This window comes from Pseudonocardia aurantiaca (assembly GCF_039526725.1).
GTDB classification, from domain to species: Bacteria; Actinomycetota; Actinomycetes; order Mycobacteriales; family Pseudonocardiaceae; genus Pseudonocardia; species Pseudonocardia aurantiaca.
In genome coordinates this window covers 18,906-43,711 of sequence record NZ_BAAAJG010000030.1, presented here as the reverse complement: position 1 = coordinate 43,711, position 24,806 = coordinate 18,906, and the positions used below count along the sequence as shown (strand labels likewise).

Annotated in this window: 26 protein-coding genes; 13 read left to right on the top strand and 13 right to left on the bottom strand. The window is 70.7% G+C overall.

Annotation, left to right across the window (positions count from 1 at the left end):
• Nucleotides 1–96 precede the first annotated feature (96 nt).
• The 3 genes from ABD143_RS38025 to ABD143_RS38015 form a co-directional block, all read right to left on the bottom strand.
• Complete coding sequence (locus tag ABD143_RS38025) at nucleotides 97–1,341, bottom strand: RNA polymerase sigma factor (protein ID WP_343988726.1); 1,245 nt, start codon at nucleotides 1,339–1,341, stop codon at nucleotides 97–99.
• Between the two features lie 97 nt (nucleotides 1,342–1,438).
• Nucleotides 1,439–1,798, bottom strand: coding sequence for a YciI family protein (locus ABD143_RS38020; protein ID WP_343988723.1), 360 nt, complete (start codon nucleotides 1,796–1,798; stop codon nucleotides 1,439–1,441).
• A 101-nt stretch (nucleotides 1,799–1,899) separates the two neighbouring features.
• Nucleotides 1,900–2,349 (bottom strand): pyridoxamine 5'-phosphate oxidase family protein, encoded by a 450-nt coding sequence (locus tag ABD143_RS38015; protein ID WP_343988720.1) that lies wholly within the window; start codon nucleotides 2,347–2,349, stop codon nucleotides 1,900–1,902.
• A gap of 115 nt (nucleotides 2,350–2,464) precedes the next feature.
• Between ABD143_RS38015 and ABD143_RS38010 the strand changes: the two genes are divergently transcribed.
• Together ABD143_RS38010 and ABD143_RS38005 are read left to right on the top strand one after the other, a co-directional pair.
• The gene (locus ABD143_RS38010) at nucleotides 2,465–3,694 is read left to right on the top strand and encodes an acetyl-CoA C-acetyltransferase (protein ID WP_343988734.1); all 1,230 of its coding nucleotides are present in this window, start codon (nucleotides 2,465–2,467) and stop codon (nucleotides 3,692–3,694) included.
• 127 nt (nucleotides 3,695–3,821) lie between these two features.
• Nucleotides 3,822–4,421 carry a hypothetical protein gene (locus ABD143_RS38005; RefSeq protein ID WP_343988717.1) on the top strand — a complete coding sequence of 200 codons (600 nt, stop codon included), beginning with the start codon at nucleotides 3,822–3,824 and terminating at the stop codon, nucleotides 4,419–4,421.
• 86 nt (nucleotides 4,422–4,507) lie between these two features.
• Here ABD143_RS38005 and ABD143_RS38000 read toward each other — a convergent pair whose 3' ends face one another.
• Nucleotides 4,508–5,314, bottom strand: coding sequence for a Bax inhibitor-1/YccA family protein (locus tag ABD143_RS38000; protein WP_343988714.1), 807 nt, complete (start codon nucleotides 5,312–5,314; stop codon nucleotides 4,508–4,510).
• Nucleotides 5,315–5,771: 457 nt separating this feature from the next.
• Here ABD143_RS38000 and ABD143_RS37995 point away from each other — a divergent pair, with 457 nt between their 5' ends.
• The 7 genes from ABD143_RS37995 (at nucleotide 5,772) to ABD143_RS37965 (ending at nucleotide 11,079) form a co-directional block, all read left to right on the top strand.
• Complete coding sequence (locus tag ABD143_RS37995; RefSeq protein ID WP_343988711.1) at nucleotides 5,772–8,045, top strand: xanthine dehydrogenase family protein molybdopterin-binding subunit; 2,274 nt, start codon at nucleotides 5,772–5,774, stop codon at nucleotides 8,043–8,045.
• A gap of 27 nt (nucleotides 8,046–8,072) precedes the next feature.
• The gene (locus tag ABD143_RS37990; RefSeq protein WP_343988709.1) at nucleotides 8,073–8,528 is read left to right on the top strand and encodes a (2Fe-2S)-binding protein; all 456 of its coding nucleotides are present in this window, start codon (nucleotides 8,073–8,075) and stop codon (nucleotides 8,526–8,528) included.
• Nucleotides 8,529–8,582: 54 nt separating this feature from the next.
• Nucleotides 8,583–8,825 (top strand): hypothetical protein, encoded by a 243-nt coding sequence (locus tag ABD143_RS37985; RefSeq protein WP_343988706.1) that lies wholly within the window; start codon nucleotides 8,583–8,585, stop codon nucleotides 8,823–8,825.
• A gap of 51 nt (nucleotides 8,826–8,876) precedes the next feature.
• On the top strand, nucleotides 8,877–9,353 hold the full coding sequence (locus ABD143_RS37980) for an OsmC family protein (protein ID WP_343988703.1): 477 nt from the start codon (nucleotides 8,877–8,879) through the stop codon (nucleotides 9,351–9,353).
• Nucleotides 9,350–9,751, top strand: a complete 402-nt coding sequence (locus ABD143_RS37975) for a hypothetical protein (RefSeq protein ID WP_343988700.1) — start codon at nucleotides 9,350–9,352, stop codon at nucleotides 9,749–9,751. The genes ABD143_RS37980 and ABD143_RS37975 overlap by 4 nt, the downstream gene beginning before the upstream one ends.
• Before the next feature lie 218 nt (nucleotides 9,752–9,969).
• The gene (locus tag ABD143_RS37970; RefSeq protein WP_343988697.1) at nucleotides 9,970–10,188 is read left to right on the top strand and encodes a hypothetical protein; all 219 of its coding nucleotides are present in this window, start codon (nucleotides 9,970–9,972) and stop codon (nucleotides 10,186–10,188) included.
• A gap of 90 nt (nucleotides 10,189–10,278) precedes the next feature.
• Nucleotides 10,279–11,079: a sulfite exporter TauE/SafE family protein gene (locus ABD143_RS37965; protein WP_343988695.1), complete on the top strand. Its 801-nt coding sequence runs from the start codon at nucleotides 10,279–10,281 to the stop codon at nucleotides 11,077–11,079.
• Between the two features lie 19 nt (nucleotides 11,080–11,098).
• Here the strand turns inward: ABD143_RS37965 and ABD143_RS37960 are convergent, their stop codons facing one another.
• On the bottom strand, nucleotides 11,099–11,803 hold the full coding sequence (locus ABD143_RS37960; RefSeq protein ID WP_343988693.1) for an alpha/beta hydrolase: 705 nt from the start codon (nucleotides 11,801–11,803) through the stop codon (nucleotides 11,099–11,101).
• Between the two features lie 159 nt (nucleotides 11,804–11,962).
• Between ABD143_RS37960 and ABD143_RS37955 the strand changes: the two genes are divergently transcribed.
• A complete protein-coding gene (locus tag ABD143_RS37955; protein ID WP_343988691.1) occupies nucleotides 11,963–12,334 on the top strand; it encodes a DUF4180 domain-containing protein in 372 nt (123 codons plus the stop codon).
• Nucleotides 12,335–12,459: 125 nt separating this feature from the next.
• On the opposite strand, the gene ABD143_RS37950 is transcribed toward ABD143_RS37955, so the two are convergent.
• The gene (locus tag ABD143_RS37950) at nucleotides 12,460–13,296 is read right to left on the bottom strand and encodes an SAM-dependent methyltransferase (protein WP_343988731.1); all 837 of its coding nucleotides are present in this window, start codon (nucleotides 13,294–13,296) and stop codon (nucleotides 12,460–12,462) included.
• Between the two features lie 214 nt (nucleotides 13,297–13,510).
• On the opposite strand from ABD143_RS37950, the gene ABD143_RS37945 reads away from it, so the two are divergent.
• On the top strand, nucleotides 13,511–14,419 hold the full coding sequence (locus ABD143_RS37945; RefSeq protein ID WP_343988688.1) for a helix-turn-helix domain-containing protein: 909 nt from the start codon (nucleotides 13,511–13,513) through the stop codon (nucleotides 14,417–14,419).
• Between the two features lie 96 nt (nucleotides 14,420–14,515).
• On the opposite strand, the gene ABD143_RS37940 is transcribed toward ABD143_RS37945, so the two are convergent.
• On the bottom strand, nucleotides 14,516–14,785 hold the full coding sequence (locus ABD143_RS37940; RefSeq protein ID WP_343988685.1) for a DUF397 domain-containing protein: 270 nt from the start codon (nucleotides 14,783–14,785) through the stop codon (nucleotides 14,516–14,518).
• A gap of 575 nt (nucleotides 14,786–15,360) precedes the next feature.
• Here ABD143_RS37940 and ABD143_RS37935 point away from each other — a divergent pair.
• Entirely contained in the window at nucleotides 15,361–15,582 is a 222-nt protein-coding gene (locus ABD143_RS37935; RefSeq protein ID WP_343988682.1) for a hypothetical protein, read from the top strand.
• A gap of 48 nt (nucleotides 15,583–15,630) precedes the next feature.
• On the opposite strand, the gene ABD143_RS37930 is transcribed toward ABD143_RS37935, so the two are convergent.
• The 6 genes from ABD143_RS37930 to ABD143_RS37905 form a co-directional block, all read right to left on the bottom strand.
• The gene (locus ABD143_RS37930; protein WP_343988679.1) at nucleotides 15,631–16,437 is read right to left on the bottom strand and encodes a putative protein N(5)-glutamine methyltransferase; all 807 of its coding nucleotides are present in this window, start codon (nucleotides 16,435–16,437) and stop codon (nucleotides 15,631–15,633) included.
• 425 nt (nucleotides 16,438–16,862) lie between these two features.
• Nucleotides 16,863–17,495 (bottom strand): VOC family protein, encoded by a 633-nt coding sequence (locus tag ABD143_RS37925; RefSeq protein WP_343988676.1) that lies wholly within the window; start codon nucleotides 17,493–17,495, stop codon nucleotides 16,863–16,865.
• Between the two features lie 163 nt (nucleotides 17,496–17,658).
• Nucleotides 17,659–18,090 carry a GNAT family N-acetyltransferase gene (locus ABD143_RS37920; RefSeq protein WP_343988673.1) on the bottom strand — a complete coding sequence of 144 codons (432 nt, stop codon included), beginning with the start codon at nucleotides 18,088–18,090 and terminating at the stop codon, nucleotides 17,659–17,661.
• Nucleotides 18,091–18,320: 230 nt separating this feature from the next.
• A complete protein-coding gene (locus tag ABD143_RS37915; protein WP_343988670.1) occupies nucleotides 18,321–20,060 on the bottom strand; it encodes an MOSC domain-containing protein in 1,740 nt (579 codons plus the stop codon).
• 47 nt (nucleotides 20,061–20,107) lie between these two features.
• A complete protein-coding gene (locus ABD143_RS37910; protein ID WP_343988667.1) occupies nucleotides 20,108–20,977 on the bottom strand; it encodes a DUF427 domain-containing protein in 870 nt (289 codons plus the stop codon).
• Between the two features lie 56 nt (nucleotides 20,978–21,033).
• Nucleotides 21,034–21,753: an SDR family oxidoreductase gene (locus ABD143_RS37905; RefSeq protein ID WP_343988664.1), complete on the bottom strand. Its 720-nt coding sequence runs from the start codon at nucleotides 21,751–21,753 to the stop codon at nucleotides 21,034–21,036.
• 219 nt (nucleotides 21,754–21,972) lie between these two features.
• Here ABD143_RS37905 and ABD143_RS37900 point away from each other — a divergent pair, with 219 nt between their 5' ends.
• A complete protein-coding gene (locus ABD143_RS37900) occupies nucleotides 21,973–24,765 on the top strand; it encodes an ATP-binding protein (protein ID WP_343988661.1) in 2,793 nt (930 codons plus the stop codon).
• Nucleotides 24,766–24,806 lie beyond the last annotated feature (41 nt).

Sequence of the window (24,806 nt, the reverse complement as noted above, 5' to 3'; positions counted from 1 at the left end):
GACACAGCCTCGTTCAACACGAGGCCCGTCAGCATGCGCACCGACCGACTTGACAAGACCTACAGCCAGCTAGCCGGCCCCCCGCACCCGGCCCGTTCAGGTCCCTTCCACCTCGGCCAGGCGCCTGCGCAGGTACGCGCGCTCCGGCTCGTTGCCCACCAGCTCCAGCGCCTCCCGGTAGGCGACCGCCGCGTCGGCGGCCCGGCCCAGACGGCGCAGCAGATCGGCTCGTGCGGCCGGAAAGAGGTGGTAGCCGCGCAGGCGGTCGTCGGCGGCCAGCTCGTCCAGATGCGCGAGCCCGGCTGCCGGGCCGTCCCGCATCGCCACGGCCACGGCCCGGTTGAGCCGTACCAATGGCGACGGCGCCACCTCCGCGAGTACGTCGTAGAGGGCGACGACCTGCGGCCAGTCGGTGGTGGCGACGTCGGCGGCCTCGTCGTGCAGGGCCGCGATGGCGGCCTGCAGGCCGTACGGGCCAGGCCGCGGGCCGCTCAGCGCCTCGACGACGAGCCTGCGGCCCTCGACGATCCGGTCCTGGTCCCACAGCGAGCGGTCCTGCGCCTCCAGCAGCACCAACTCCCCGTCCGGGCCGGTGCGGGCCTCGCGCCGGGCGTCGACGAGCAGCAGCAGGGCGAGCAGACCCGCGACCTCCCGCTCGCCGGGCAGCAGCCGGTGCAGGATGCGCGCCAGCCGGATCGCCTCGTCGGCCAGATCGCCCCGCACCAGCCGGTCACCCGCGCTCGCGGCGTACCCCTCGGTGAAGATCAGGTAAACGACGCCGAGCACGCCGGGGAGCCGGTCGGGAAGCTCCGGCCCCTCCGGCACCCGGAACGGGATGCGGGCGCCCCGGATCTTGCGTTTGGCACGGACGATGCGCTGCGCCATCGTCGCCGGCGGCACCAGGAACGCCCGCGCCACCTCGGGCGTCGACAGGCCGGCGAGGCACCGCAGCGTCAGGGCCGTCTGCGCCTCGAGCGGCAACGCCGGGTGGCAGCAGGTGAAGAACAGCCGGAGCCGCTCGTCGGGCACGTCGTCGCTGTCCTCGGCGACGACAGGCCCCAAGCGGTCGGCCTCGGCCTGCAGCAGCGCGAGCCTCGCTGCGTAGGCGCGGTCGCGGCGCAGCCGGTCGACCGCCTTGCGGCGGGCAGTGGTGAGCAGCCAGGCGGCCGGCTTGCCCGGCACCCCGTCGACGGGCCAGTGCTCCAGCGCGGCCGTGATGGCCTCGGAAGCTACCTCTTCGGCTAGGTCGAGATCTCCGAACTGGCGGACGAGCACGGCGAGCAGCCGACCGCGTTCCTCCCGGAAGACGGCCTCGACCGAACCAGCCGCCCCCGCGCTCACCGCGCCGTCGACCCGATGGTGGCGAGCGGCCGGGTCCGTCCGCCGCGGCCTGTCGCATCCCCCCTGGCCGCGCGGACGGACCCGGCCGCCCCCGTGGTCACGGCGCCTCGAACTCCAGGACCGGGCGCACTTCGATCTTGTTGCCGTGGAGCGCGCCCGGGCAGCGGGCCGCCCACTCCAGCGCGGCGTCGAGGTCGGGCACGTCGAGCAGGTAGTAGCCGCCCAGGATCTCGCGCGTCTCGGCGAACGGGCCGTCGGTGATCACCCGTTCGCCGTCGTCGCGGACCTGCACGGTGGTGGCCGTCTCGGTGCCCTGGAGGGCGTCGCTGCCCAGCTTGACCCCGGCGTCGGCCACGGCCTTCTCGTAGGCCCAGTACTCGTTCATCTCCGCCTGGATGGACTCCTCCGACTGCGGCTCGGACGGCTGGGCCCCGTAGATCAGCAGCATGTACTTCATCTCGTGCTCCTCGTCATCTCGTACGGTCACACGGTGGCCGGGGTGCCACCAGCATGATGACGAACGGGCACGACAGGAATCGACAGCCCCGATCCGGGCTACTAGCGTTCGACCCGCCGCAGCCCCCGCCCGGGCGTCCAGGTCTCGATGACGAGCGCCGTGGCCGCCGCGTTGAGGCCGGTGACCACCACCTCGTCGATCTCGGCCCGGAACATCTCCCCGGGCATCCCGTCCACCGGCCCGGCCGGCACCGCCCGGCCCGCGACCTTCGCGTCGCCCGGCCAGCCGGCCTCGTCGCCCTCCGGCGGGTCGACGCTCGCGCTGTGCAGCGCGAACCGGGGGTCGCGGTGCAGGTCGTCGCCCTTGCGGGCGCGCGGCATCGACCCGAACGTCAGCTCCCCGCCGTCGAACCCCGCCTCGATGCCGGAGATGCGCGGCGACCCGTCGGCCCGCAGCGTGGCGATCGTCTTGTGCTTGTGTGCGTCGAAGATCGCGCGGACCCGGGCTGCGAACCCCGGTTCGGCGTTCTCGATGTCCTTCCAGGTGGCCATGCCCTGAGGATGACGGGGAAACCTGACAACTCCGGTCAGGATGAACCGACCGGGGTCGCACCGAGTTACTCACACGTACGCTCCGGTAACCACCCAGCGCCGAGGAGAGATGACGATGCCCGAAGCCGTGATCGTCGCGGCGGCCCGATCCCCGATCGGCCGCGCGCGCAAGGGGTCCCTGGCGTCCATCCGTCCCGACGACCTGACGACTCAGGTCGTGCGGGCAGCGCTCGGCCAGGTGCCGCAGCTCGACCCAGCCGACATCGACGACCTCATGCTCGGCTGTGGCCTGCCCGGCGGGGAGCAGGGCTTCAACATGGCCCGGGTGGTCGCGGTGCTGCTCGGCTACGACACGCTCCCGGGCACCACGGTCACGCGCTACTGCTCGTCGTCGCTGCAGACCACCCGGATGGCCATGCACGCCATCCGCGCCGGCGAGGGCGACGTCTTCATCTCCGCGGGCGTCGAGACCGTCTCGCGGTTCGAGCGCGGCAGCTCCGACTCGTGGCCCGACACCCACAACCCGGTGTTCGGCGACGCGGAGGACCGCACCAGGCACATCGCCGAGGATGGCGCCGACGACTGGAACGACCCGCGCGAGGACGAGCACCTCCCCGACGTCTACATCCCGATGGGCCAGACCGCCGAGAACCTCGCGCGGTTCAAGGGCGTCACGCGAGAGGACATGGACCACTTCGGGGTGCGCTCGCAGAACCTCGCCGAGAAGTCGATCGCCAACGGGTTCTTCGCCCGGGAGATCACGCCGGTGACCCTCCCCGACGGCACGGTCGTCGAGAAGGACGACGGGCCGCGCGCAGGCGTCACCTACGAGGCGGTCAGCCAGCTCAAGCCGGTCTTCCGGCCGGACGGGCGGGTCACGGCAGGCAACTGCTGCCCGCTGAACGACGGCGCGGCCGCGCTGGTCGTCATGTCCGACACCAAGGCCGCCGAGCTTGGCATCACGCCCCTCGCGCGGGTGGTCGCCACCGGCGTCTCCGGGCTCTCGCCGGAGATCATGGGGCTCGGCCCGGTGGAGGCGTCCCGGCAGGCGCTGGCCCGCGCCGGCATGACGATCGACGACGTCGACCTGGTCGAGATCAACGAGGCGTTCGCCGCGCAGGTCCTGCCGTCGGCGCGCGACCTGGGCATCGACCCGTTCGACCCCGACAAGCTCAACGTCAACGGCGGCGCGATCGCGCTCGGGCACCCGTTCGGTATGACCGGTGCCCGCATCACCGCCACCCTGCTCAACGGGCTGCGGTCGCGCGACAAGGCGATCGGCCTGGAGACGATGTGCGTCGGCGGTGGCCAGGGCATGGCGATGGTGGTCGAGCGCCTCAGCTAGGAGCGCGAGCGTACCGGCGTTGCCACCAGCCCCCGTCGAGAGGAGGGTGTGGCGCGACCGGCGGCGCCGCCGGGGCGCTGCCCCGTCCGGAAGGCGGTGGGCCGTGTACGCACGCTCCATTACGATCATGGCGGACCCGGGATCGATCGACACGGGGGTCGGGTTCGTCCGCGACGAGGTCATGCCGATGCTCCAGGCCTTGGACGGCTTCGTCGGGCTGTCGATGCTGGCGGACCGCTCGACGGGGCGCACCATCACCACCAGCGCCTGGCGGGACGAGGCCGCGATGCGGGCCAGTGACCAGCAGCTGGGGCCGTCCCGGCAGCGTGCGGCCGAGATGATGGGCGCCGACCGCCCGCAGGTCGAGGAGTGGGAGATCGCCGTTCTGCACCGCGCCCACACCTCGGAGCCGGGAGCGTGCGTACGAGTCACCTGGGTGCGCACGGAACCGCAGGAGCTCGACCGGGCGGTCGACTACTGGAAGTCGACGGTCCTGCCGGCCAGCGAGGAGCTCGACGGGTTCTGCAGCGCCAGCTTGCTCGTGGAGCGCGACTCCGGGCGCTCGGTGTCGTCAATGACGTTCGACAGCCGCGAGGCGATGGACCGTAGCCGCGAGCCGGGCGAGGCGATGCGCGAGCGGACCAGCCAGACCATGGGCATCGAGTTCCTCGACGTGGCCGAGTTCGACCTGGCCCTGGCCCACCTTCGGGTTCCCGAGATGGCCTGAGCCCCTACCGCGAACGACAGCGGCCCGGCACCCACGGAGGGTGCCGGGCCGCTTCTGTTCGGCTCACCTCGCGGCGGGCCAAGCGATCAATCCTGGCGCAGGTAGCTCAGCAGGCGCAGGATCTCGATGTACAGCCAGACCAGGGTGGTCATGAGGCCGAAAGCGATGTACCACGCGAAGTGCGCCGGGGCACCGCTGCGGATGGCCTGGTCGGCCTGGTCGAAGTCGAGCAGCAGGCTGAACGCCGCCACACCGATCACGACGATGCTGAACAGGATGGCGAGCCAACTGCCGTCACGCAGACCGAGGTTCGCTCCGAACAGCCCGGCGACGAGGTTGGCGAGCATCAGCACCGTGACGCCGATGAGCGCGCCCATCAGCCACTTGGTGAACCGCGGGGTGACCTTCACGGCGCCGGTCTTGTAGACGACCAGCATGCCGACGAAGACACCCGCCGTGCCGATGATCGCCTGCGTCGCGATGCCCGGGTAGATCGACTCGAACACCTGGGTGATGCCGCCGAGGACGACACCCATCGCGATCGAGTACGTCAGGACGAGCGGGGCCTTCGCGAGGTGCGGCTTGAAGATCAGCACGAGCGACACGACGAGGCCGACGATGAACGCCGGCAGCACGAGGAAGGTGAGCCCGCTGACCGCTGTGAGTACACCGGCCACGAGGGCGGAACCCGCGCTGATCGCGGTCTTCGTGACGACGTCGTCGATGGTGAGCGCCCGCTCGCCCCCGCCGGCCCGGCCGTAGCCGACCTGCGCCGCCTGGGCATCGGCGTAGGCGGCTCCGCCCATCGCACCACCCTGGCGGTCGAACGTGGCGTAGCCGCCGCCCTGCCCTCCTGGCAGGTTGCGGAACGCCGGGTTGCTGCTGGTGCGCACCTGGATCCTCCTCGGAAGCGTGTAGTGCTCCATGCCGTACAACGCAGGAGCGCGCTCGGGCGTTCCCCGTTCGGTAAAGACGACTTTACTGCGGTCCGGTCATGCTGCGGCAGCCCCACCGACCGGCGGGTCGATCACGATTCCGGCATCTTCCAACGCCGCTTCGGTCTGCAACCGGGTGAACGCGCGGTCGCGCCCGACGGCCCCGTGAGCGGAGAGTGCACCCCCACTTGATCACACACGGCCAGCAATGTACCGGCGTTCACCCACACGAGCGAAAAGCGTCCCTCCCACGTATTCCGCCGATCTTCGACGTTTCCGGTGCGCCCCGTCCTCGTTTTGGTAGCAAGTGACACGGATCTTCCCGAGCCGGGTCATCGCGCGTCCGCGAGAGGCGCAACCACCGATCCCTGACCCGGATGACGGGCACGAAGACGTGCCCCGAGGAGGAGCCCGGATGGCCACCCCCACCACCGACCGGCCCGCCAGCGGACGCCACCAGGCGGCCCCGACCAGGCTCCGCGACCAACTGGTCGGGCGCCGGAAGTTCCTGACCTACCTCGTGGCGGGCTCGACCCTCACCGTGGCGACAAAACTCGGCATCGACGCCTTCGCCCCAGGCGAGGCCACCGCGTTCCCCACGCCCAGCCTGCCCCAGCCTGCCGACATCCAGGACCTCGGCGACGTCCTGATCCTCGCGGGCCGCCCCACCGAGGGCCTCTTGTTCACGGTCGAGATCCTCGAGAACGGCCGGGTGCGTGTCGCGCTGCCGCGCATGGAGGTGGGCCAGGGCCTCACCACGGCCGTGGCGATGCTGGTGGCCGAGGAGCTCGATCTCCCCCTCGACGCCGTCGACATGCCACTGGCGCCGGCCCGCCCGGAGCTGATGTTCAACCAGCTCACGGGCGGTTCCAACTCGATCCGCTCGGTGTACGGGCCGGTGCGCGCCGCCGCCGCCGCGGCCCGCTCGCGACTGCGGGGGGCTGCGGCCGACCGCTGGGGACTGCCCGCGGACGGCCTGCGTACGGAGGGCGGCCGGGTCCACGCCGACGACGGGCGCAGCCTCGGCTACGGCGAGCTCACCGCGCTCGCCGCGCGGCTGCCGATGGCCGACCTCGTGGTGCGCGCGAAGTCGCCGTCCGAGTTCACCCTGGTCGGCACGTCACAGCGGCGCGTGGACGCCCGCGAGATGGTGACGGGCTCCTTCAAGTACACCCTCGACCTCGACATCAAGGGCGCCACCCCGGCGATGGTGCGGCGCCCGCCGACGATCAACGGCACGGTCAAGAAGGTCAACAACCTCGACAAGGTGCGGGCCATGCCCGGCGTCCTCGACGTCGCGGTGATCAAGACCGGCGTCGCGGTTGTCGCGGAGACGTTCGGCCAGGCATTGGACGCCAAGGACGCCCTGGACGTCACCTGGGGTCCCGGCCCGATCGACGACCTGTCGGACGAGGACATCCGCAAGGAGCTCCGCCAGGCGACGATCCCGTTCATCCCGCCGGTGACGCTGCCCGGCCAGCACGAGTTCGAGTTCGACTGGGCGTTCCTCCCCCACGCCCCGATGGAGACGAACTCGGCGGTCGCGGACGTCCGTGACGACGGCGCGGACATCTGGGCGGGCATGAAGTCGCCGATCGTGGCGCAGCAGCAGATCGCGAAGGAGCTCGGGCTCCCGCAGAAGAGCGTGACCTGCCACGTCGTGCAGAGCGGCGGGTCCTTCGGGCGCAGGCTCTTCTGGGACGGGCCGCTGGAGGCCGCACGCATCTCGCAGGCCACCGGCCGCGTCATCAAGCTGATGTGGACGCGCACCGACGACATGCGCCACGGCAGGGCCCGCCCGGCGGCCCACCACCGCTACCGGGTGACCGCCGCTGCGGGGACGGTGCTTCGGATGGAGCACCACACCGCGTTCGTCGAGACCGACTGGACGCACGGACTCGGCGAGATCCTCACCGCGACCTCGGCCGGGCTGCCCGGCGGCAACTTCGGCTTCGCCCAGACGGTCTTCCTGCTCACCGTGAAGAGCCCCTACAACTTCGGTGTGGTGGAGCAGATCCTCAACGAGGTGCCGCTCAACATGCACACCGGGGCGTGGCGCTCGGTGTACTCGGTCAGCTCCCGCGGCACCGAGGAGATCGTCGTCGACGAGCTCGCGGCGATGATGGACCAGGACCCCTACGAGTTCCGCCGCTCCTTCCTCAAGTCCGATGCCCAGCGCGCCGTGCTGGACAAGGTGGCCGAGGAGGGCGACTGGGGCCGCTCGATGGACGACATGTGCGCGCAGGGCATCGCCTTCCACGAGGAGTATGGGTCGCGCACCGCCGTGCTGGTCGAGCTCGACGCCTCCGACCCGGAGGACCCGCGCGTCACGAAGGCCGTGATCGCGGGCGACTACGGGCTGCCGATCAACCCCCGTGGGCTCAAGGCGCAGCTGCTCGGCGGACTGACCGACGCGATCTCCGTGACGCTGCGGGCGGGCCTGCACATCGAGAAGGGCCTCCCGCTCGAGGGCAGCTACTCGCACTTCCACTACGCGCGGCAGAAGGACAGCCCCACGGACGTGCAGATCTTCATCCTCCCCGGCGACGGCGAACCGGGTGGGGCCGGCGAACTGGGTCTCCCCGCCGCGACGGGAGCGATCGCGAACGCCTACGCGCGCGCGACCGGGAAGAAGCCACGCAGCTTCCCGATCCACTTCCCGGTCGATTTCGACCCCTTCCCCCGCTGAGACCCGCTGAACCGAGAGGAGACGGACATGCCGAACTACACCTTCACGGTCAACGGGCGCGAGGTCACCGTCGACGCCCCTGCCGACCTTCCCGCGCTCTGGGCGCTGCGGGACAAGCTGGGCGTCACCGGGCCGAAGTACGGCTGCGGGATCGACGTGTGCAAGGCCTGCACCAGCCACATCGACGGCAAGGCCTTCAACCCCTGCGTCACCCCGGTCGCCGACCTCGAAGGCCACGACGTCACGACGATCGAGGGCCTGGCCGACGGCGACAACCTGCACCCGGTGCAGGAGGCATGGCTGGAGCAGGACGTCGCCCAATGCGGCTACTGCCAGCCCGGCCAGATCATGGCCGCAGTGGCGCTGCTGCGGCGCACCAAGAACCCCACCGACGCCGAGATCGACGAGATCGAGAACGTCTGCCGGTGCGGCACCTACTTCCGCATCCGTGAGGCGATCAAGAGCGCCGCGGCGAAGATGTAGAAAGCCCCGTCTGCGTCGTGCGGCATCCGGCGATCGCACCTACCCTCTTGGGGCATGTGGGCCTTCCTGTCCGCGCGGTTCCGGATGTGGCTGATCCTGGCGGTGGTCGCTCCCCTGGTGAGCTGGCTCCTCGGCAGGATCGGTGACCTGATCGAGGCCAGGCGCGGACCCAACGCGCTCAGCCGCGTCCTGCAGACGGGCAGGCGCTGGCTGAGCCACCGCTCCCGCGGCCCACTGGCGCCCAGACGCAAAGCCGACCCGACAAGCGTGGAGGACGGCGGCGCACCGGCCCGCTGACCCGAACGCCAGGAGATCATCGGCGCCGCCGCAGCGGCTACCGTCCCGAACATGACCGAACCGCGCGTGCATCACTACCGGGCCCAGTGCTCGTGGTCCGGGTCCACCGCCGTCGGCTACCAGCACTACGACCGGTCACACCGGGGCTCCGCCCCACCCGCCGAGGCCGAGCTCACGCTCACCTCCGACCCGGCCTTCGGCGGCGATCCCAGCCGGCTCAACCCCGAGCAGCTCGTGGTGCTCGCCGCCGCGTCCTGCCAGCTGCTGTCGTTCCTCGCCGTGGCCGCCCGGGCCCGGCTCGACGTGCGCGACTACCGCGACGACGCCACCGCCACGATGCCCGAAGGGGACAAGCCGGTGCGGCTCGCCGAGATCGTGCTCCGGCCGCGGATCACGCTGGTCACGGGGCCGAGCGAGGAGCGCGTCCGGCACCTGGTGGACGTGGCCCACCGGGAGTGCTTCATCGCGAACAGCCTTGCCACCCCCGTGCGCGTCGAGCCGCTCATCGCCTTCGTGGAGGCCGGATGAGGCCGCTGCGGACGGTCGCCCTCGCCGTCGTGCTGGGCGTCGCGACGGTGGCGCTCTGGTGGCTCGTGTTCCCGCCCGACTGGAGCGTGGAGCCCGAGCCAGGCGACCCGTTCGCGTACGCCTCGCCGATCACGAGCCAGCACTGGACGTCGGCCGCCATCGGGCTCGCCGTGCTCGCAGCGGCAGGCGGCTACGCCCGTGGGGTGCTCACGGCACTGGTCGGCGTCACGCTGCCCGCGTTCGCGCTGTTCTGCATCCACAGCGCGACGGCGGACGTGATCGGGGCGAACATGTGGGTGGCCGGGGCGCTGTTCTTCGCCCCCGTGCTCACGGCGGTCACGGCAGGGGCGGCCGCGCTCGGTCGTCTGGCGCGACGCCATATCGCCAGGACGCAGTGAGTTCCGCGTGTCGTTGCGCCGTCACGGCCCCGCGTGCTGCACTGGCACCGTGACCACCTGCTCCTCGCCCGCGCACGCATTCTGCGTGTGCCTGCTGGCGATGGACCAGCTCTCGGTCGATGACCGCCGCTGTCGCCGGGCCGCGCCGCCCCGCTGACCTCTCCCTGATACGAGGCCGGGGCCGCGTTGCCGCCCGCCCCACCGGCCCGAGGGAAACCATGACCAGCCCAGGCACCCGCCCCGCCGAGCCCCGGCCTGCCGAGCCCCAACCTGCCAAGCCCCAACCTGCCAAGCAGCCCGAGGCCTTCGAGCCCTCTCGCGCCGAGCCGCCGTACCCGCATGCGCAGGGCGCCTCCCGTCGCGAGCGGATCCGCAGGGCCATCGCGCGTGCGGCGGCGGCCAGCAGGGCCGCGCACGGCGCATCCGTGCACTTCTGATCTGCCGTCTGATCTCCCGATCACACCCGGGTCGCGACCGTCACAGGCGACTTGCTGCGCATTCCTAATGACCGTACATTTCGAGCCGAGATGCTCACCATGTGGGGGACGGCCGCGATCGGCCTCGTCATCGGGCTCGTCGTGGGGGCGTTCGGCGGGGGCGGCGGCGTCCTGACGGTGCCCGTGCTCGTGTATCTCCTCGGTCAGTCGGCGCAGGCCGCCACCGCGAGCAGCGTCGTCATCGTCGGCTGCACGGCCGTCGTCGGAGTGCTGGCCCGCCTCCGGGCCGGCACGATCGCCTGGCGCATCGGCCTCGCGTTCGGCGCCGCCGGCATCCCCGCTGCCTACCTGGGCAGTGTTCTCAACCAGCACGTCGCCGGGCCGGTGGTGCTGCTCGCGTTCGCCGGTGTCACCCTCGTCGCCGCGGCGGCCATGCTGTTGAGCGGCGGCGACCCCGAACCTGCCGAGGACACCACCGCCTCTTCCGCAGGTTCGGGAGCCCTACTCACCCGCCCCAGGACCGGCACGGCCGTCCGGGTGGTCGGGTGCGGCGCCGCGGTGGGCTTCCTGACCGGCTTCCTGGGCGTCGGCGGCGGCTTCCTCGTGGTGCCCGCGCTGGTCCTCGTGCTTCGGCTGCCGATGGTCGCCGCCATCGGCACGTCGCTGGTGATCCTCTCCGTCAACGCCGTGGCGGCGCTCGCGTCCAGGGCCGGGCTCGCGGGGCTCGACTGGCCGGTTGTGCTTCCGTTCGCCCTCGCGGCCGTGCTCGGTACGCTCGCGGGGAAGTCCATCTCCGACCGGCTGTCGAGCACCCTGCTCACCAGGGCGTTCGGCGTGCTGCTCGGGCTCGTCGGCGCCTTCGTCGCCGTCGAGAGCCTGGGCCTGCTCTAGGGATCCTCCTAGAGGATCACTAGCCGGCGAGCTGCCTCGACGCCGCCAGCTCGGCACGCAGGATCCCCGCCAGCTGCGCGGGCCGCGACAGGAACGGCGAGTGCGAGGCGGGCATGCGCAACACGCGCGTCGCGCGTCGCGCCATGGCCTCCTGAGCCTCCACCGGCACCGCCCTGTCGTGCTCGCACACGATGTACGTGCTGGGGATCGTCCGCCACGCGGCCTTGCTCACCTGCTGGCCGAACGCCACGAGCGACTGGTGGCCGAGCCGCATGATCGCGTCGCGGGCGACCGCCTCGTCCACGTCGCTGTAGAAGACCTCCAGCGGCCGCTGCGCGTCGACGTAGCCCTCGGCCGCGTGCACGTCCCACCAGTCGGGCAGGGTCCCGCCTGCGGCGCTTGCCAGCGACTCGCCGATGTCGAGCTGGAACGCACAGAGGTAGACGATCCCCACCACGTTCGGCAGGTCTGCGACGCCTTCCGTGGTCGGCACGCCGCCGTAGGAGTGGGCACACACCACGACCGGCCCGTGGATCGCGGCCACGGCGGAACGGATCGCCGCCGCGTCGGCATGCAGGTCGCCGAGTGCGGCGGGGTCACGCCCAGCCGACGGGAGCGCGACGGTGCGCACGTCCACGTCCGGCATCTCGCGGAGGAGAGCACCCCACATCCATGGCCCGTGCCATGCACCGTGGACGAGCAGAACCGTCGCCGTGGCGGGCATCGGGACCTCCAGAGAGCGCGGGAGTCACGCGTGCGGCGCAGTCCATCCAGGTCGGGAGGGATGGACCAGTCGGATTGCCGCGCAACGGAAGACGGTCGGAAAACTACCTGATCGCCCGAAACCGGTGGACGACACTGGGGTCGATCACGAGGAGCCGCCATGACCGACCACGTCACCACCCTGCGCCATCTGCGCGCACTCGTCTGCGCGCCGGACGGTCCGGTGCTGCAGGGTTACCAGGACGCCGTGGACGTCATCGGCGAGACCTACGGGCAGGACGTGGCGCTGATCGTGCTTCCGGTCGAGCGGCTAACCCCGGGCTTCTTCACCCTCGCCACCGGCGTCGCGGGCGAAATCGTGCAGAAGTTCACCGGCTACGGGATGCAGCTCGCGATCGTGGGCGACATCTCCGAACACATGGAGCACAGCTCGGCGTTCCGCGCGTTCGTCGACGAGGCCAACCGCGGCCGCCATCTGTGGTTCGTCGCCGACGACGCCGAGCTCCACGCGCGTCTCGGGGCCGCGCGCTGACCGTTCGTTTCAGCGGCAGGCGCCGACGCCGCGGAACCCCACCCCTCGAATGGAGTGGATGTGGTCACGCGGCGTCAACGCGACTGGCCCGAAAGGGTGATCGTCGCCAAATCCCCGTCCCGCGCTCAGGGTTTCCGACCCACGGCACCAACGATGCATCTCTGGATCGGCGCCAGCGGCTTGACCCGCGGCCCGTCCGGCCACCATTCGGCACAAAGCACCAATCCTGGCGAAACGATCTCGAGGCCGGGCAGCATGCTCTCGATCTGCTCTCGCGTGCGGAACGACCCGCTGCCCATCGTGCTGTGCAGGAACACCTCTTCGAGCCTTCTCGCCAGAGCGCTGAATTCGTCGCTCTCCGGGTCGTAGAAATGGCTCAGCGCGACATACGAGCCGGACGGCAGCGCGTCGATGTACTCCTGCATGATCTCGGCGTAGCGATCGCCGGTGTAGTGGTGCATCGTGCCGCACTGGTACAGCGCCATCGGCTCGGTGAAGTCGAGGTACTTCCGCACCACCTCGTTCTCCAGCACCTGCCGCGGCCGGAAGATGTCCGCATCGACCAGGTGGGTGCGGTCGTTCTCCTCCAGCAGAGCCCGGCCGTGGGCCAGCACCACCGGGTCGTTGTCGACGTAGATCACACGGGCGTCCGGTTCGATCCGCTGCACGACCTCGTGGGTGTTCTCGGCCGTCGGCAGGCCGGCGCCGCAGTCCAGGTATTGCGTGATCCCGGTCTGGCTCGCAATGAATCGGGTTGCGCGGATCAGGAACTCACGGTTGTCCCAACCGAGCTGCGTTGCCTCCGGGGCGACCTGCTGGATCCGGCGCAGGACCTCCCGGTCGATCTCGTAGTTGTCCTTGCCGTTCAGGAAAGCGTTGTACACCCTCGCGACGCTCGCCTTCGACACATCGATATAGGACGGGACGACCTCTTCGGAAGCGGCAGTCTCGGCAGCCGGCATACTCATCCCCCAACCCCGTTGATCTTCAAAGCGAGCTTCGCGACGAGCGCCGAAGTCTAGGGCAGCAAACGATCCGGTTGAAGTCGTAGCCACAACCTCTCACACGCGGGCCCCCGGCGTGTACGGTTCAGGCTCGGCAGACGCCGGTGCCCTTCTACTGCTGTGAGCACACCGGCCGGTACGACGGGTCGGAAGCCCACACGGGGAGGAGCCGATGGCCACGAGCAGCCAATCCACGCCGGACCCTCAGGGAAGCGCGTTCGCGCGGGGTTCCACTGCCCGGCGCATTGTGCTCGGCACCGCCCTGCGGCGGCTGCGGGAGCGGGCGAACATTTCCCGCGCCGACGCCGGCTACGCGATCCGCTCGTCGGATTCCAAGGTGTCCCGCCTCGAGCTCGGCCGCGTCGCGTTCAAGGAGCGCGATGTCGCCGACCTTCTCACGATGTACGGCATCACCGATGGCGGGGAGCGCGAGACGTTCCTGGAGATGGTGCGGCAGGCCAACCAGCCAGGCTGGTGGCGCCGCTACAGCGACGTGATGCCCAACTGGTTCCAGGACTTCGTCGGGCTGGAGGAGTCCGCCTCCCGCATCCAGGCCTACGAGCTCCAGTTCGTGCCGGGCCTGCTGCAGACTGAGGCCTACGCCCGCTCCATCGCCACCCGCGGCCGCCCCGACTTCGCGCCGCCGGACACTGAGCGGCGGATCCACCTGCGGATGCAGCGCCAGAGCATCCTCACGGGTGTCAACCCGACGAAGCTGTGGGTCGTGATCGACGAGTCGGTGCTCCGCAGGCCCCTCGGCGGGCGGCGGGTGCTCCGCGAGCAGATCGAGCACCTGCTCGAGGCCTCGCGCCGGCCCAACATCACCATCCAGGTCGTGCCGAAGCACCTGAGCGGCTACGCAGCCGAGGGGTCGTTCACGATCCTGCGGTTCGCCGAGCCCGAGCTGCCGGACGTCGTCTACATCGAGCACCTCGGCGGCGCGATCTACCTCGACAGCCTCGACGACATCGAGCTCTACGGGCGGGCGCTCGACCGGCTCGCAGTCGACGCGGAGACTCCCGACCAGTCCCGCCAGCTGATGTCCAAGGTGCTGGCAGACGTCACCGCGGGCGATCTCTGAACCTCGCGCCCACTACCCAGGCGGGCCACTATTCGCCCCCACAGAAGAGAGCGCCCGGCCGATGCGGCGGCCGGGCGCTCAGCTCTTGATCGTGGGTCAGGCCGGGAACTCGCCCTGCTCGACCCCACCGACGAACGCCGTCCACTCGGCCGGGGTGAAGACGAGTGCGGGTCCGGTCGGGAAGCGGGAGTTGCGCACGGCCACCTCGCCGCTCTCCAGTTCAGCCACCTCGACGCAGTTGCCCTGGTGACCGCTGAAGCTGCTCTTCCGCCAGACGGCGCCAGGAAGCAGTGCCGCTGACAGCCCGTTGCGGTCCTCATGATGCATGTCGAACTCCCCCATCCACTGGGTGGGCGCACCGTCCATGGCAAAAAAGTACCAGTTGCAGATGCAATTGCAAATGTCTCGTACGGATGCATCCGCCGCCTGTACGGCACGACATGCCATCCAGCAATGGACACAGCAGGGAGATCTGCGCACGTCAACCGCTCGATCGAGTGAGATGAATTCGTTCAATCCGGAGCGCTCGCGCGACGCCACGTGCAGATGCACGTGCATTTCGTACGGCACGCGTGCACGTGCACGACCGACTTGCATCTGCAAGGGACCACCGGCACACTCCTCTCCGTGCACGTCTCAACACTGTTTGCAGCGCTCGCGTCCGGTGACGCCGACGGTGTGCACAGGGTGGACGTCACGGGAGCCTCGTCCCGTCTCGTCGATGGGCTACGGGCCCGATTCCGCCGCGGCAGCCACCGGCTCGGCAACGACCCGCGGCGCCAGTGGACCATGACGGAGGCTCAGGCACAGGGTTCGACGCCGCTGCGCGACACGGTGGGGCGAACCGAGGGGGATGTCAGGCAATGGGAACGCAACCCGCTCCAGTCGCACGTGAGGAACGGCTTGACCGGCTGGCACGCGACCTGACAGGAGGCGTCCCCATGGCGCAGGAGCCGTCCGACCAGATTCACAGCATCGCCGAGATACTCGCGGTCTCCTGCTCGGCCACCGCGCTGCGCCGGATCCTGGTTGAGCACACGGCCGACGCCACCGGACACTGCCGCGGATGCCGGTTCCCCACCACGGCCGCACCGGTCTGGCCCTGCCGCCTCTACGAGATCGGCAAGGAGACGGAGCGGATCAGGCGCAGCCGCGCGTCCTGAGCGACCACGCCGCGTGCATCCGCACACGTGCTCTGCCAATGCATGGCCTCACTCCCCCTGCGGCCGGCCCGTCATCGCGCCGATGACGACGGTCGCGTCCAGCTCGGCCGAGCCGACCGTGCGCGGGTCAAGTCCGTTGCAAGCGAAGTCAGCCTCGGTGAGCGGAGCCTGCCGCCGGCTCGTCTCGATCAGCAGGTGCCCGCCGGGCGCCAGCCATTCCCCTGCCCCTGCCGCGACGCGCCGCTGCACGTCAAGCCCGTCCGCGCCGCCGTCGAGGGCGATCCGCGGCTCGTGGTCGCGGGCCTCGGGCGGCATCAGCGCGATCGCCTCGGTGGGCACGTACGGCGCGTTCACGACGAGCACGTCGACGCGCCCGCGCAGCGCAGCGGGCAGCGCGCCGTAGAGGTCACCCTGGTGGACGTGCCCGCCGACCGCCCCGACGTTTCGCGCCGCGCACCGCGCCGCCGCGGGTTCCAGCTCGGCGGCGTGCAGCTCGACCCCGTCGACGGCAGCCGCGATCGCGACCCCGACGGCACCCGAGCCGCAGCACAGGTCGAGGACCACCGAGCCCCTCCGGGCGAGCCGAGCGGCCTGCTCGACGAGGAGCGCGGTACGGCGGCGGGGGACGAAGACCCCGGGGTCGACCGCGATGCGCAACCCGCAGAACTCGGCCCAGCCGAGAACGTGTTCGAGCGGTTCACCGGCGACCCGCCGCTCGACCATGACGGCGAGCTCCTCCGGTGTGCAGGCACTGGCGACGAGCAACTGCGCCTCGTCCTCCGCGAAGACGCAGCCGGCGGCCCGGAGCGTCGTGACGATGGCGGAGCCGGGTTGCGATGACAGGAAAGCCGACATAGGAAGCCCTTCGAGATGCCTTCGGGCGCTCCCGGGGCGGACCGTCTCAGGCGGACGGCGCGGCGAGGGAGCACCGGCCTGAACAAGCGGAAATGGTGCTCACCTCCTCGGTCGGTCCGTCCGTGCTGGAGATTCGACGCTATCAGCCCGGCGCCGGCTGCCGAGCAGATACGCGATCACGGACGCCCAGGAGTCCTGCACAACTCCGCCCGTAGCGAGCGGCGCAGTAGGGCCGAGTTGTTCATGGCGCTCCTCGAACCCGGCGAGATCGACGTGAGCGGGGTTCACGGCCGCGGGATCCCCCATGACGTCGATCTCGTGGGTGGCACGATCAGGCGAGGCGCTCCAGGACACCGGTCTGGGCCAGGATCGCGGGTCCGGCCGGCACGCCCAGGTGCTCGGCCGAACCACCCCGCCGCCTGCCCTCACTTGGGCGGTTCCGCACCTGACTGCTCGCTCACCATGTACTCCGCGTACCAGTCGGGCCAGTTCGGGTCAGCCTTCCCGGTGCGCTTCTCGTGCTCGCCGTGGGCGGCCTCCGCGCGACGCATCGCACCCGCCAGGTCGCTTGCCGAGCCGAACGACGTCTCGGCGGCCTCGATGCGCCCGGGAAGCCGGGTCGTGATCTCCTGCAGCAGCCAGCTGTTGCCGTCCGGGTCGCTGAACGAGGCACGGGAGAAGTAGCTGCGGCGCTCCGGATCCAGACCGCTGACCGGGCCGTCCGGACCGAGGTGGAAGACCTCGCTCACCTCGATCCCGGCGGCGGCCAGCGCGTCCCGGGCCGCCTCGATATCGGAGACGATCAAGTACTCCCTGGCCGAACCCGGCGCGGCTGACGTGAGGTTCGCGCCGAACTGGACCGAGCACGCGGAGCCGTGCGGCGTGAATTGGACGACGCCAGGCGGCGTCACGTCCTGTCTCCACCCGAGGCGCCCGTAGAACTCCGTCGCGCGGTCGACATCGGACACCGGGATGACAACCACCTCGAGCTTCATGTCGACGGTCTCGACGCTCGCGGTCCCGCTCGCGTCGTTGCTGCCGACATCCGTCGTGCTCATTGCGGCCTCCCCGCGCCCTGCCTCGGTTGCGTGAGGAAACGACTGTCCCGCTTTCCCGGCTCCCGGGGAACCCCCGACGGGTGCCTGGACCACCGATGAGTGCGCAGCGCCCACCTCCCCTCGATCTCCGAGCGGTGCCGGGTATCGGGCGGAGTCCACGGCTTCACAGTTTCTTGCGGAAGTAGGTCGCGCTCGGTTCGTATCCGATCGCGTCGTAGAAGCTCGCGGCTCGTCGTGTCGCGAGTGCGATGAGCGCCGCGCCTGCCGCGGTGGCCTGGCTCTCAAACTCCGCCATCAGTAGTGCACCAAGACGCTGTCGTCGCAGCTGCGGCTGAACGGCGATCTCCTCGACCCAGGCCACCGGGCCGTTGGCGTAGAACGTCAAGTGGGTGAAGCCGAGGAGGTATCCGCCGACTCGTCCTCCGACGTCGGCGACAAATACGAACGCCTCGTCTGCCTCGATCAGGCTGACGAAGCTGTTTCGGAAGGCGCGGCGTTCCACGGCAAAGCTGGTGGCCATGTTCGCCGCCAGCTGGTAGACGACGGGTTCGTCCTCAAGCGTGGCTGGTCGCACGATGACCTGGCACTCCGTCACGATGGCCAACGCTAGCGACCCCTTGTCGGAAGTTCGGTGATATCGGCGCTTTCGACCCCGGACTTTGGCCCGGGGCACCGGGCGGCGACGTGGCGAAATGCGACCGACCCAGCTGCCTGCCCGGCGTGCCGCCCGGACCGTGGCTTGCCATCACCGGCGAATCTCGTCGCCGTGCCGTGCATCGGGCGTGCGTGGGGTCTGGGGTGTGTTGTCATTGAGTTCCCCTGGCCTTACAAGTCCACCACGATGGCGGTGCGGGGCTGGGCGCAGCATATGAGCACCTCTCCGTCTGCGGGGGGCTCCAGTGGGGACGGGGAGTACGTGACGTCACCGGAGAGCAGGGGTGTGGTGCAGGTGTGGCATACACCGGACCGGCAGCTCCACCGCGCCGGGATGTCGCAGGCGTCGGCGAGTTCGAGCACGCTGCGGCGGCTGGTGGCGAACGGTGCGGAGATGCCGCTGCGCGCGAAGGTCACCAGCGGCCCGGTTCCGGCAGGTCCAAGCGGCTGATGTGATGGCCGGCGGGTCTTGTCGGTGAGCCCGGGGGTGATTGCGGGCATTGCCCCGAACAGCTCGGTGTGGACCCGGGTGGGGTCGATTCCGAGTGCGGTGAGGGCGTGTTGCATGTCGGCCATGAACGAGGCCGGCCCGCAGACATAGGCAGTCGCGGTGGCCGGAACGGCCAGCTCGATCAGCTTGTCCTTGGTGAGGCGCCCGGCCGCAGCGTGCGCACGGTGACGTTCACGGGGTGTCGCTGCGCTGTAGAAGACGTGGTCGTGGGCGTGCGGCAGGGTAGCGAGCAGCGCATGCGTTTCGGCGGCCAGCGGATGTTCACGCGGTCCGCGGGCGCCATGGATCCACCAGACGTCGCGTTCGCTGCCTGCGGCCGCGAGTTCGTGCAGCATCGACAGCACCGGGGTGAGGCCGATGCCGGCGGAGATGAGGAGAACGGGCCCGGTGCGGGCGTCGAGGACGAAGGCGCCGCGGGGTGCGGCCGCCTCCAGGATCGCACCCGGGCGCAGGCTGGTGGTCAGGTAGCTGCTGGCGGTGCCGTGTAGCTCGTGCTTGACGCTGATCCGGTACATGCCGGCATCGGGCGGGGACGACAAGGAGTAGTTGCGCACCGGAGCGGGATGACCGGCACCGAGGATCCGCAGCGTCAGGTACTGCCCGGCCTGTGCGGCCGGGAGTTGGGCCCCGTCGGTGGCGGTGAGGTAGACAGAGGACACGTTCGTGCTCTCCGGAACCACCTGGGTCACGCGGAGCGCCCGGAACCCCGCCCAGGCCGGTCCGGTATGCGTGGGCGGCGCGGCGACAGGGTCGGCGCCGTCGGTGATCAGCAACTCGCGGAATGATTCCTGCCAGCCGGGGCTCAGGGCGGCAATCTGCGCGGCGAGGCGCAGCTTGGCGGGGTCGCGGCCGGGGAGGTAGAGCAGCGCGTCGGTGTCGGCCACGCTCAGCGCGCCGGGACCGCGCCTGGTCCTGACGACCCGGTCGCCGGCCTGGATCCGTCCCTCGGTGAGGACGCGCATGTAGAAGCCAGGACGGTGGTGGCCGACCAGCAGCGCGGGCAGGTCAGGCTTGCCGAGGCGCAGGCCGACCCGGTAGCAGGTGACCCGAGGCTGCGTGACCTCGAACTCGGCCTCGCCGATTCGATACCGGTCCCCGATACAAACCTCGTCGTCAGGCAGGCCGTCAACGGTCAGGTTCTCTCCGAACTGGCCGAAGCTGAAGTCGTCCCGTCCGAAGTGTTCCTGCCAGTACCGGTAGGACTGGATCTGGTAGACGAGCACGGCCCGCTGCTCGCCGCCATGGCCGTTGGTGTCGCCCTGGCCGTCCCCGTCGATGTTGAGCCGCCGGACCATCGCCGGGCCGTCCACCGGCTGCTTCCACACCCCGGTGTAGACGGTCTTGCCCTGCCAGGACACGTCGCGCGGCATGCCGACGTTCACCGATAGCACCACCGGCATCTGGCCGAGTCCTTCCACGGCCGTCGCTGTGGGTGCGGGTGGAATGGTCATCGCTGCCGCCCGTTGACCACCTCGTCGGTGGTGAGGTCGCGGTCGGCGCCGTGCGGGATCACGGACTGGCCGGGCTCGAGTCGTAGTCGGGCGCCGTCGAGGTACACCTCGATCTTGTCCGGCTCGAACGAGACCAGGCCGGAAACGCGTCCGACCTCGGGCCAGGCGTCGAGGTAGGACCAAGCCGCGCCGTGGGCGTCGGCGATGTCGTAGTAGCTGGCCAGACCCTTGTACGGGCAGAACGTCTGGCCCGGTTTCGGGGTGAGCGCGGACTCGTCGACGTCGGCGCGCGGGACGTACCAGCGGGGCGCGAAGCCGGACTCGTACAGGGCGAGAGGACGGTTGGTGTCGGCGATGACACGGCCGTCGTGGCGAACGATGAGGTGACGGCTGGTTTGGCGGATGTCGATGCGGTGGTAGCTGTCGGCGGCGTGACCGACGATGCGCTCGTCCTCTTCGTAGAAGGCGTCCATGGCTCTCCACGCGAACGCGACCCGGTCTTTCAGGTCGCTCGCGTGGGCAGCGAGTTCCGTGTGCTGCCATGCGGCGCGTGATCTGCTCTGCCCGCCGGCCTGGACCGTGTACCAGGTTGTCGCCCCCAGATCCGCGTGCTGCGTGGTGCGCTCGCTGGGTTGAAGCACGCCATCGGTGATGTCACCGAGCGGAAAGTAGGCCACCGGGTAGCGGCCGGGCTCGTGCAGCAGCACGACCTCCTCGCTGTCGGCCACCCAGACGCCGCCGAACCGGACGCGCATGCGGCGGCGCAGCGGCTCGGCGAACAACAGCCGTTCGGGCAGCGGATCGGGGACGAGGAACCGGCCGATCGCGCCGGGGGCGAGTGGTCCTTGCTGCCAGGACAGACCCATCGTTCTTGTCCTTTCTGGTGAGGCCCGGACCGGATCGCGGCGCGGGTCCGGAGGTGTCAGGTGAGTGGCTCGCCGCCGTCGATGTGCAAGGTCTGGCCGGTGAGGAAGGTGCTGGTCAGGGCGAACATGACCCCGTTCGCGATGTCGTCGACGGTCCCGATCCGCCGGGCGGGGTTGCGGGCGCTGATGTCGGCGAAGTAGTCCGCCTTGCCCTGCTCGCCGAAGCCGTCCCAGGCGCCGGTGTCGATCACGCCGGGGGAGACGGCGTTGACCCGGATCGGGGCCAGTTCCAGGGCCAGGGAGCGGGCCAGCACGTCGGCGGCGCCGTTGGTGATGGCAACACCCAGGGTCCCGACCGCGATCTTCGAGGCGGCGACACCGGAGAAGATCACGATCGATCCGTCGGCCGGCATCCGAGGTGCCAGGTGCTTGGCCAGCATGAGCGGGCCGATCACCTTGGTGTCGAACGACCGCCGGATCGCGTCCCGCTCCAGGTCGGCGACTCGGCCGCGGGCGCGCGCCGACGCCGTGGACACCACGTGGTCGACCACGCTGAGCCGTTCGCCGAGAGCAGCGATGGAGGTCTCGTCGGTGAGGTCGACGCGTTCGGTGGTGATGCAGGGCTCGCCGGCGTAGGCGGCGGCCAGGGTCTCCTGGTTGCGGCCGGCGGCGATGACGCGCGCTCCGGCGTCACGGGCGGCGAGGGTGACGGCGCGAGCCAACCCGCTGCCCCGTCCGATGACCAGCACGGTCTGGTCGTGCAGGGGTCCGGTCATCAGGGTGTTCCTTCCAGGAAGCCGCGGGCTCTCGCGCGGGTAGGTGTGTGGCCGCGGGTGCATTGGCGGCGTAACGGTGACGGACAGTCGCCCTGTTGCCCTTCGGCTGAAGGGCTTCAGGCGCTGGGGTGGAGCTTCCGGCCGGCCGCGCCGTGGTCGTATCCCCTGGTGGCTTGCCGTCATGGGTAGTGCGCTGGCCAGAGGGATAACGTGGGTGACGTGCAGCTGTCCGGAAGCTCACCGATGTGGCGGTGCAGCCCGGAGCTGGCCGGTCGCCACACCGAGTGCGTGGCGCTCGACCGGCTGGTCGACGCTGTCCGCGCCGGTGAAAGCCAGGCTTTGGTGCTGCATGGTGAGCCAGGCGTGGGCAAGACGGCGCTGCTGGAGTACCTGACCGGGCACGCGCCGGGCTGCACGGTGATGCGCGCCGCCGGCGTCCAGTCGGAGATGCAGCTGGCGTTCGCCGGGCTGCATCAGTTGTGTGCGCCGATGCTGGATCGGCTGGAGGCCCTGCCGCTGCCGCAGCGTGATGCACTGCGGACGGCGTTCGGCATGAGTGCCGGGCAGGCGCCGGACCGCTTCCTGATCGGACTGGCCGTGCTGAGCCTGCTGTCCCACGTCGCCGAGCAGCAGCCGCTGGTATGCCTGGTCGATGACGAGCAGTGGCTCGACCACGCCTCGGCGCAGGGCCTCGCCTTCGCTGCCCGCCGTCTGGGGGCGGAATCGGTCGGCTTGGTCTTCGCGGCCCGGGTTCCGAGTGGCGACCTGGCGGGGTTGCCGGATCTGGTGGTCCGCGGTCTCCGAGAGGCCGATGCGCGGGCGCTGCTGGATTCGGTGCTGACCGGGCCGATCGATGGGCGCGTCCGGGACCAGATCGTCGCCGAGACGCGGGGTAACCCTTTGGCGCTGCTGGAGCTACCGAAGGGCTTGACCTTGGCGGAGCTGGCCGGCGGGTTCGGACTCCCCGGCGCGGTACCACTCGAGGGCAGCATCGAGGAGAGCTTTCGGCGGCGAGTCAGCGCGCTTCCGCACCAGACCCAGCGGCTGCTGTTGCTTGCCGCGGCCGACCCGACCGGCGACCCGGCGCTTGTGTGGCGAGCCGTCGGGCGGTTCGGGATCGGCGCCGACGCAGCGGCACCCGCGGCCGACGCCGGCCTGGCGGAGTTCGGCACTCGAGTGCGGTTCCGGCATCCGCTGGCCCGCTCGGCGGCCTACCGGTCGGCGCCGGTTCAGGACAGACAGGAGGCTCACCGGGCCTTGGCCGAGGTCACCGATCAGCGGCTCGATCCCGACCGGCGTGCATGGCACCGGGCACAGGCCTCGCCAGGGCCGGACAAGGACATCGCCGCCGAGCTCGAACGCTCGGCCGGGCGGGCACAGGCGCGCGGCGGTCTGGCCGCGGCAGCCGCATTCCTGAAGCAAGCCGCGACGCTGACGCTCGACCCAGAGCAACGGGCCGGGCGGGCGCTGGCCGCCGCGCAGGCGAAGATCCAGGCGGGCGTCTTCGACGTGGCGCGGGACCTGCTGGCCATGGCCGAATCCGGGCCGCTCAGCGACGTCCAGCAGGCAAGCGTCGACGTGATGCGGGCCCGGCTCGCGTTCAACACCAGCCGGGGCAGTGATGCTGCGGCCCTGCTGCTGAAGGCAGCCAGGCGACTCGAGCCCATCGACGCTGATCTTTCCCGCGCGACCTACCTGGACGCGCTGCTTGCCGCGATCTTCGCCGGACGCCTGGCGGGCCCCGGCGATGACGTCATGGAGGTGGCCCGCGCAGCCAGCGCGGCACCGCCTCCGCGGCGCGCCCCGCGCGCCCCCGATCTCCTTCTCGATGGCACGGCAGCGGGCCTTCATGTGGGATATGCGGCGGGAGTCCCGATACTGCGCAGCGCCCTGGCCCAGTTCGGTGCCGGAATGTCCGTCGAAGAGGAGCTGCGCCGGATGTTTCTGGCGTGCATCACGGCCATTCGCACCTGGGACGACGATCGTTGGGACGTGCTCTCCGCCCGATACGTCCAGCGCGCGCGAGAGACCGGTGCGCTCGGTGAACTTCCGCTGGCTCTCACCGCGCGCACGTACATGCTGCTGTTCGCAGGTGACCTGACCGCGGCGGCGTCGCTGACCGACGAGCTGCAGGCGGTCAAGGAAGCAACCGGGAGCCGCCTCGCGCCCTACGGCGCACTGGGCCTGGCCGCGTTGCGGGGCGACGAGGCCGGGGCGGCTGTCCTGGTCGACGCCACCATCGAGGACGTGACCAGGCGCGGGGAGGGAATCGGGATCACCTTCGCCGAGTGGGCGAACGCCGTGGTCAACAACGGCCTCGGCCATTACGAGAAGGCCGCGGCCGCGGGCCGGCGTGCCACCGCCTACGACAAGGAGCCTGCCGCGCTGTGCTGGTCGTTGGTCGAGCTGATCGAGGCCGCCGCACGCTGCGGGATGACCGAGACCGTGACCAGGGCCTACCGCCGGCTCAACGAGATGACCAGTGCCGGCGGCACCGATTGGGCGCTGGGGGCCGAGGCGCGGTCGCACGCGCTGATGAGCCAGGGCGACGCAGCCGAGCGTCTCTACCGCGAGTCGATCGCCCGCTTCGGCAAGACCCGGCTCCGCGTCGATCTCGCCCGCGCCCATCTGCTGTACGGGGAATGGCTGCGCCGGGAGCGCCGCCGCAGCGAGGCACGCGAGCAACTGCGCACGGCCCACGGCATGCTCGAGGCAATGGGCGTAGGCGCGTTCGCCGAGCGGGCCAGGCGCGAACTGCGGGCCACCGGCGAGACCGCCCACAAACGCACCCCGGCCGCCGGGCGTGGGGAACTTACTGCCCAAGAGGCTCAGATCGCCCGGCTGGCCCGCGACGGACTGTCGAACCCGGAGATCGGCACCCGCCTCTTCATCAGCGCACACACCGTCCAGTACCACTTGCGCAAGGTGTTCGCCAAGCTCGGCATCACCTCACGCAGCCAGCTCGACCGCGTCCTGCCCGGCAGCCCGGCCACCGTCCCGCGGCCCGGCTAGGCCGGCCCCGAAGCCGTTTCAGCGACGTCGACGCCTGTCAC

Coding starts and splice junctions, on each gene's coding strand:
- ABD143_RS38020 (WP_343988723.1), bottom strand. CDS start 1,798: ATGAAGTACATGCTGCTGATCTACGGGGCCCAGCCGTCCGAGCCGCAG.
- ABD143_RS37910 (WP_343988667.1), bottom strand. CDS start 20,977: ATGGGTCTGTCCTGGCAGCAAGGACCACTCGCCCCCGGCGCGATCGGC.
- ABD143_RS38010 (WP_343988734.1), top strand. CDS start 2,465: ATGCCCGAAGCCGTGATCGTCGCGGCGGCCCGATCCCCGATCGGCCGC.
- ABD143_RS37975 (WP_343988700.1), top strand. CDS start 9,350: ATGAGGCCGCTGCGGACGGTCGCCCTCGCCGTCGTGCTGGGCGTCGCG.
- ABD143_RS37950 (WP_343988731.1), bottom strand. CDS start 13,296: ATGCCGGCTGCCGAGACTGCCGCTTCCGAAGAGGTCGTCCCGTCCTAT.
- ABD143_RS38005 (WP_343988717.1), top strand. CDS start 3,822: ATGGCGGACCCGGGATCGATCGACACGGGGGTCGGGTTCGTCCGCGAC.
- ABD143_RS37995 (WP_343988711.1), top strand. CDS start 5,772: ATGGCCACCCCCACCACCGACCGGCCCGCCAGCGGACGCCACCAGGCG.
- ABD143_RS37960 (WP_343988693.1), bottom strand. CDS start 11,803: ATGCCCGCCACGGCGACGGTTCTGCTCGTCCACGGTGCATGGCACGGG.
- ABD143_RS37970 (WP_343988697.1), top strand. CDS start 9,970: ATGACCAGCCCAGGCACCCGCCCCGCCGAGCCCCGGCCTGCCGAGCCC.
- ABD143_RS37965 (WP_343988695.1), top strand. CDS start 10,279: ATGCTCACCATGTGGGGGACGGCCGCGATCGGCCTCGTCATCGGGCTC.
- ABD143_RS37915 (WP_343988670.1), bottom strand. CDS start 20,060: ATGCCGGTGGTGCTATCGGTGAACGTCGGCATGCCGCGCGACGTGTCC.
- ABD143_RS37990 (WP_343988709.1), top strand. CDS start 8,073: ATGCCGAACTACACCTTCACGGTCAACGGGCGCGAGGTCACCGTCGAC.
- ABD143_RS38015 (WP_343988720.1), bottom strand. CDS start 2,349: ATGGCCACCTGGAAGGACATCGAGAACGCCGAACCGGGGTTCGCAGCC.
- ABD143_RS37930 (WP_343988679.1), bottom strand. CDS start 16,437: ATGTCGGCTTTCCTGTCATCGCAACCCGGCTCCGCCATCGTCACGACG.
- ABD143_RS37905 (WP_343988664.1), bottom strand. CDS start 21,753: ATGACCGGACCCCTGCACGACCAGACCGTGCTGGTCATCGGACGGGGC.
- ABD143_RS37980 (WP_343988703.1), top strand. CDS start 8,877: ATGACCGAACCGCGCGTGCATCACTACCGGGCCCAGTGCTCGTGGTCC.
- ABD143_RS37955 (WP_343988691.1), top strand. CDS start 11,963: ATGACCGACCACGTCACCACCCTGCGCCATCTGCGCGCACTCGTCTGC.
- ABD143_RS37940 (WP_343988685.1), bottom strand. CDS start 14,785: ATGGACGGTGCGCCCACCCAGTGGATGGGGGAGTTCGACATGCATCAT.
- ABD143_RS37935 (WP_343988682.1), top strand. CDS start 15,361: ATGGCGCAGGAGCCGTCCGACCAGATTCACAGCATCGCCGAGATACTC.
- ABD143_RS37985 (WP_343988706.1), top strand. CDS start 8,583: ATGTGGGCCTTCCTGTCCGCGCGGTTCCGGATGTGGCTGATCCTGGCG.
- ABD143_RS37945 (WP_343988688.1), top strand. CDS start 13,511: ATGGCCACGAGCAGCCAATCCACGCCGGACCCTCAGGGAAGCGCGTTC.
- ABD143_RS37925 (WP_343988676.1), bottom strand. CDS start 17,495: ATGAGCACGACGGATGTCGGCAGCAACGACGCGAGCGGGACCGCGAGC.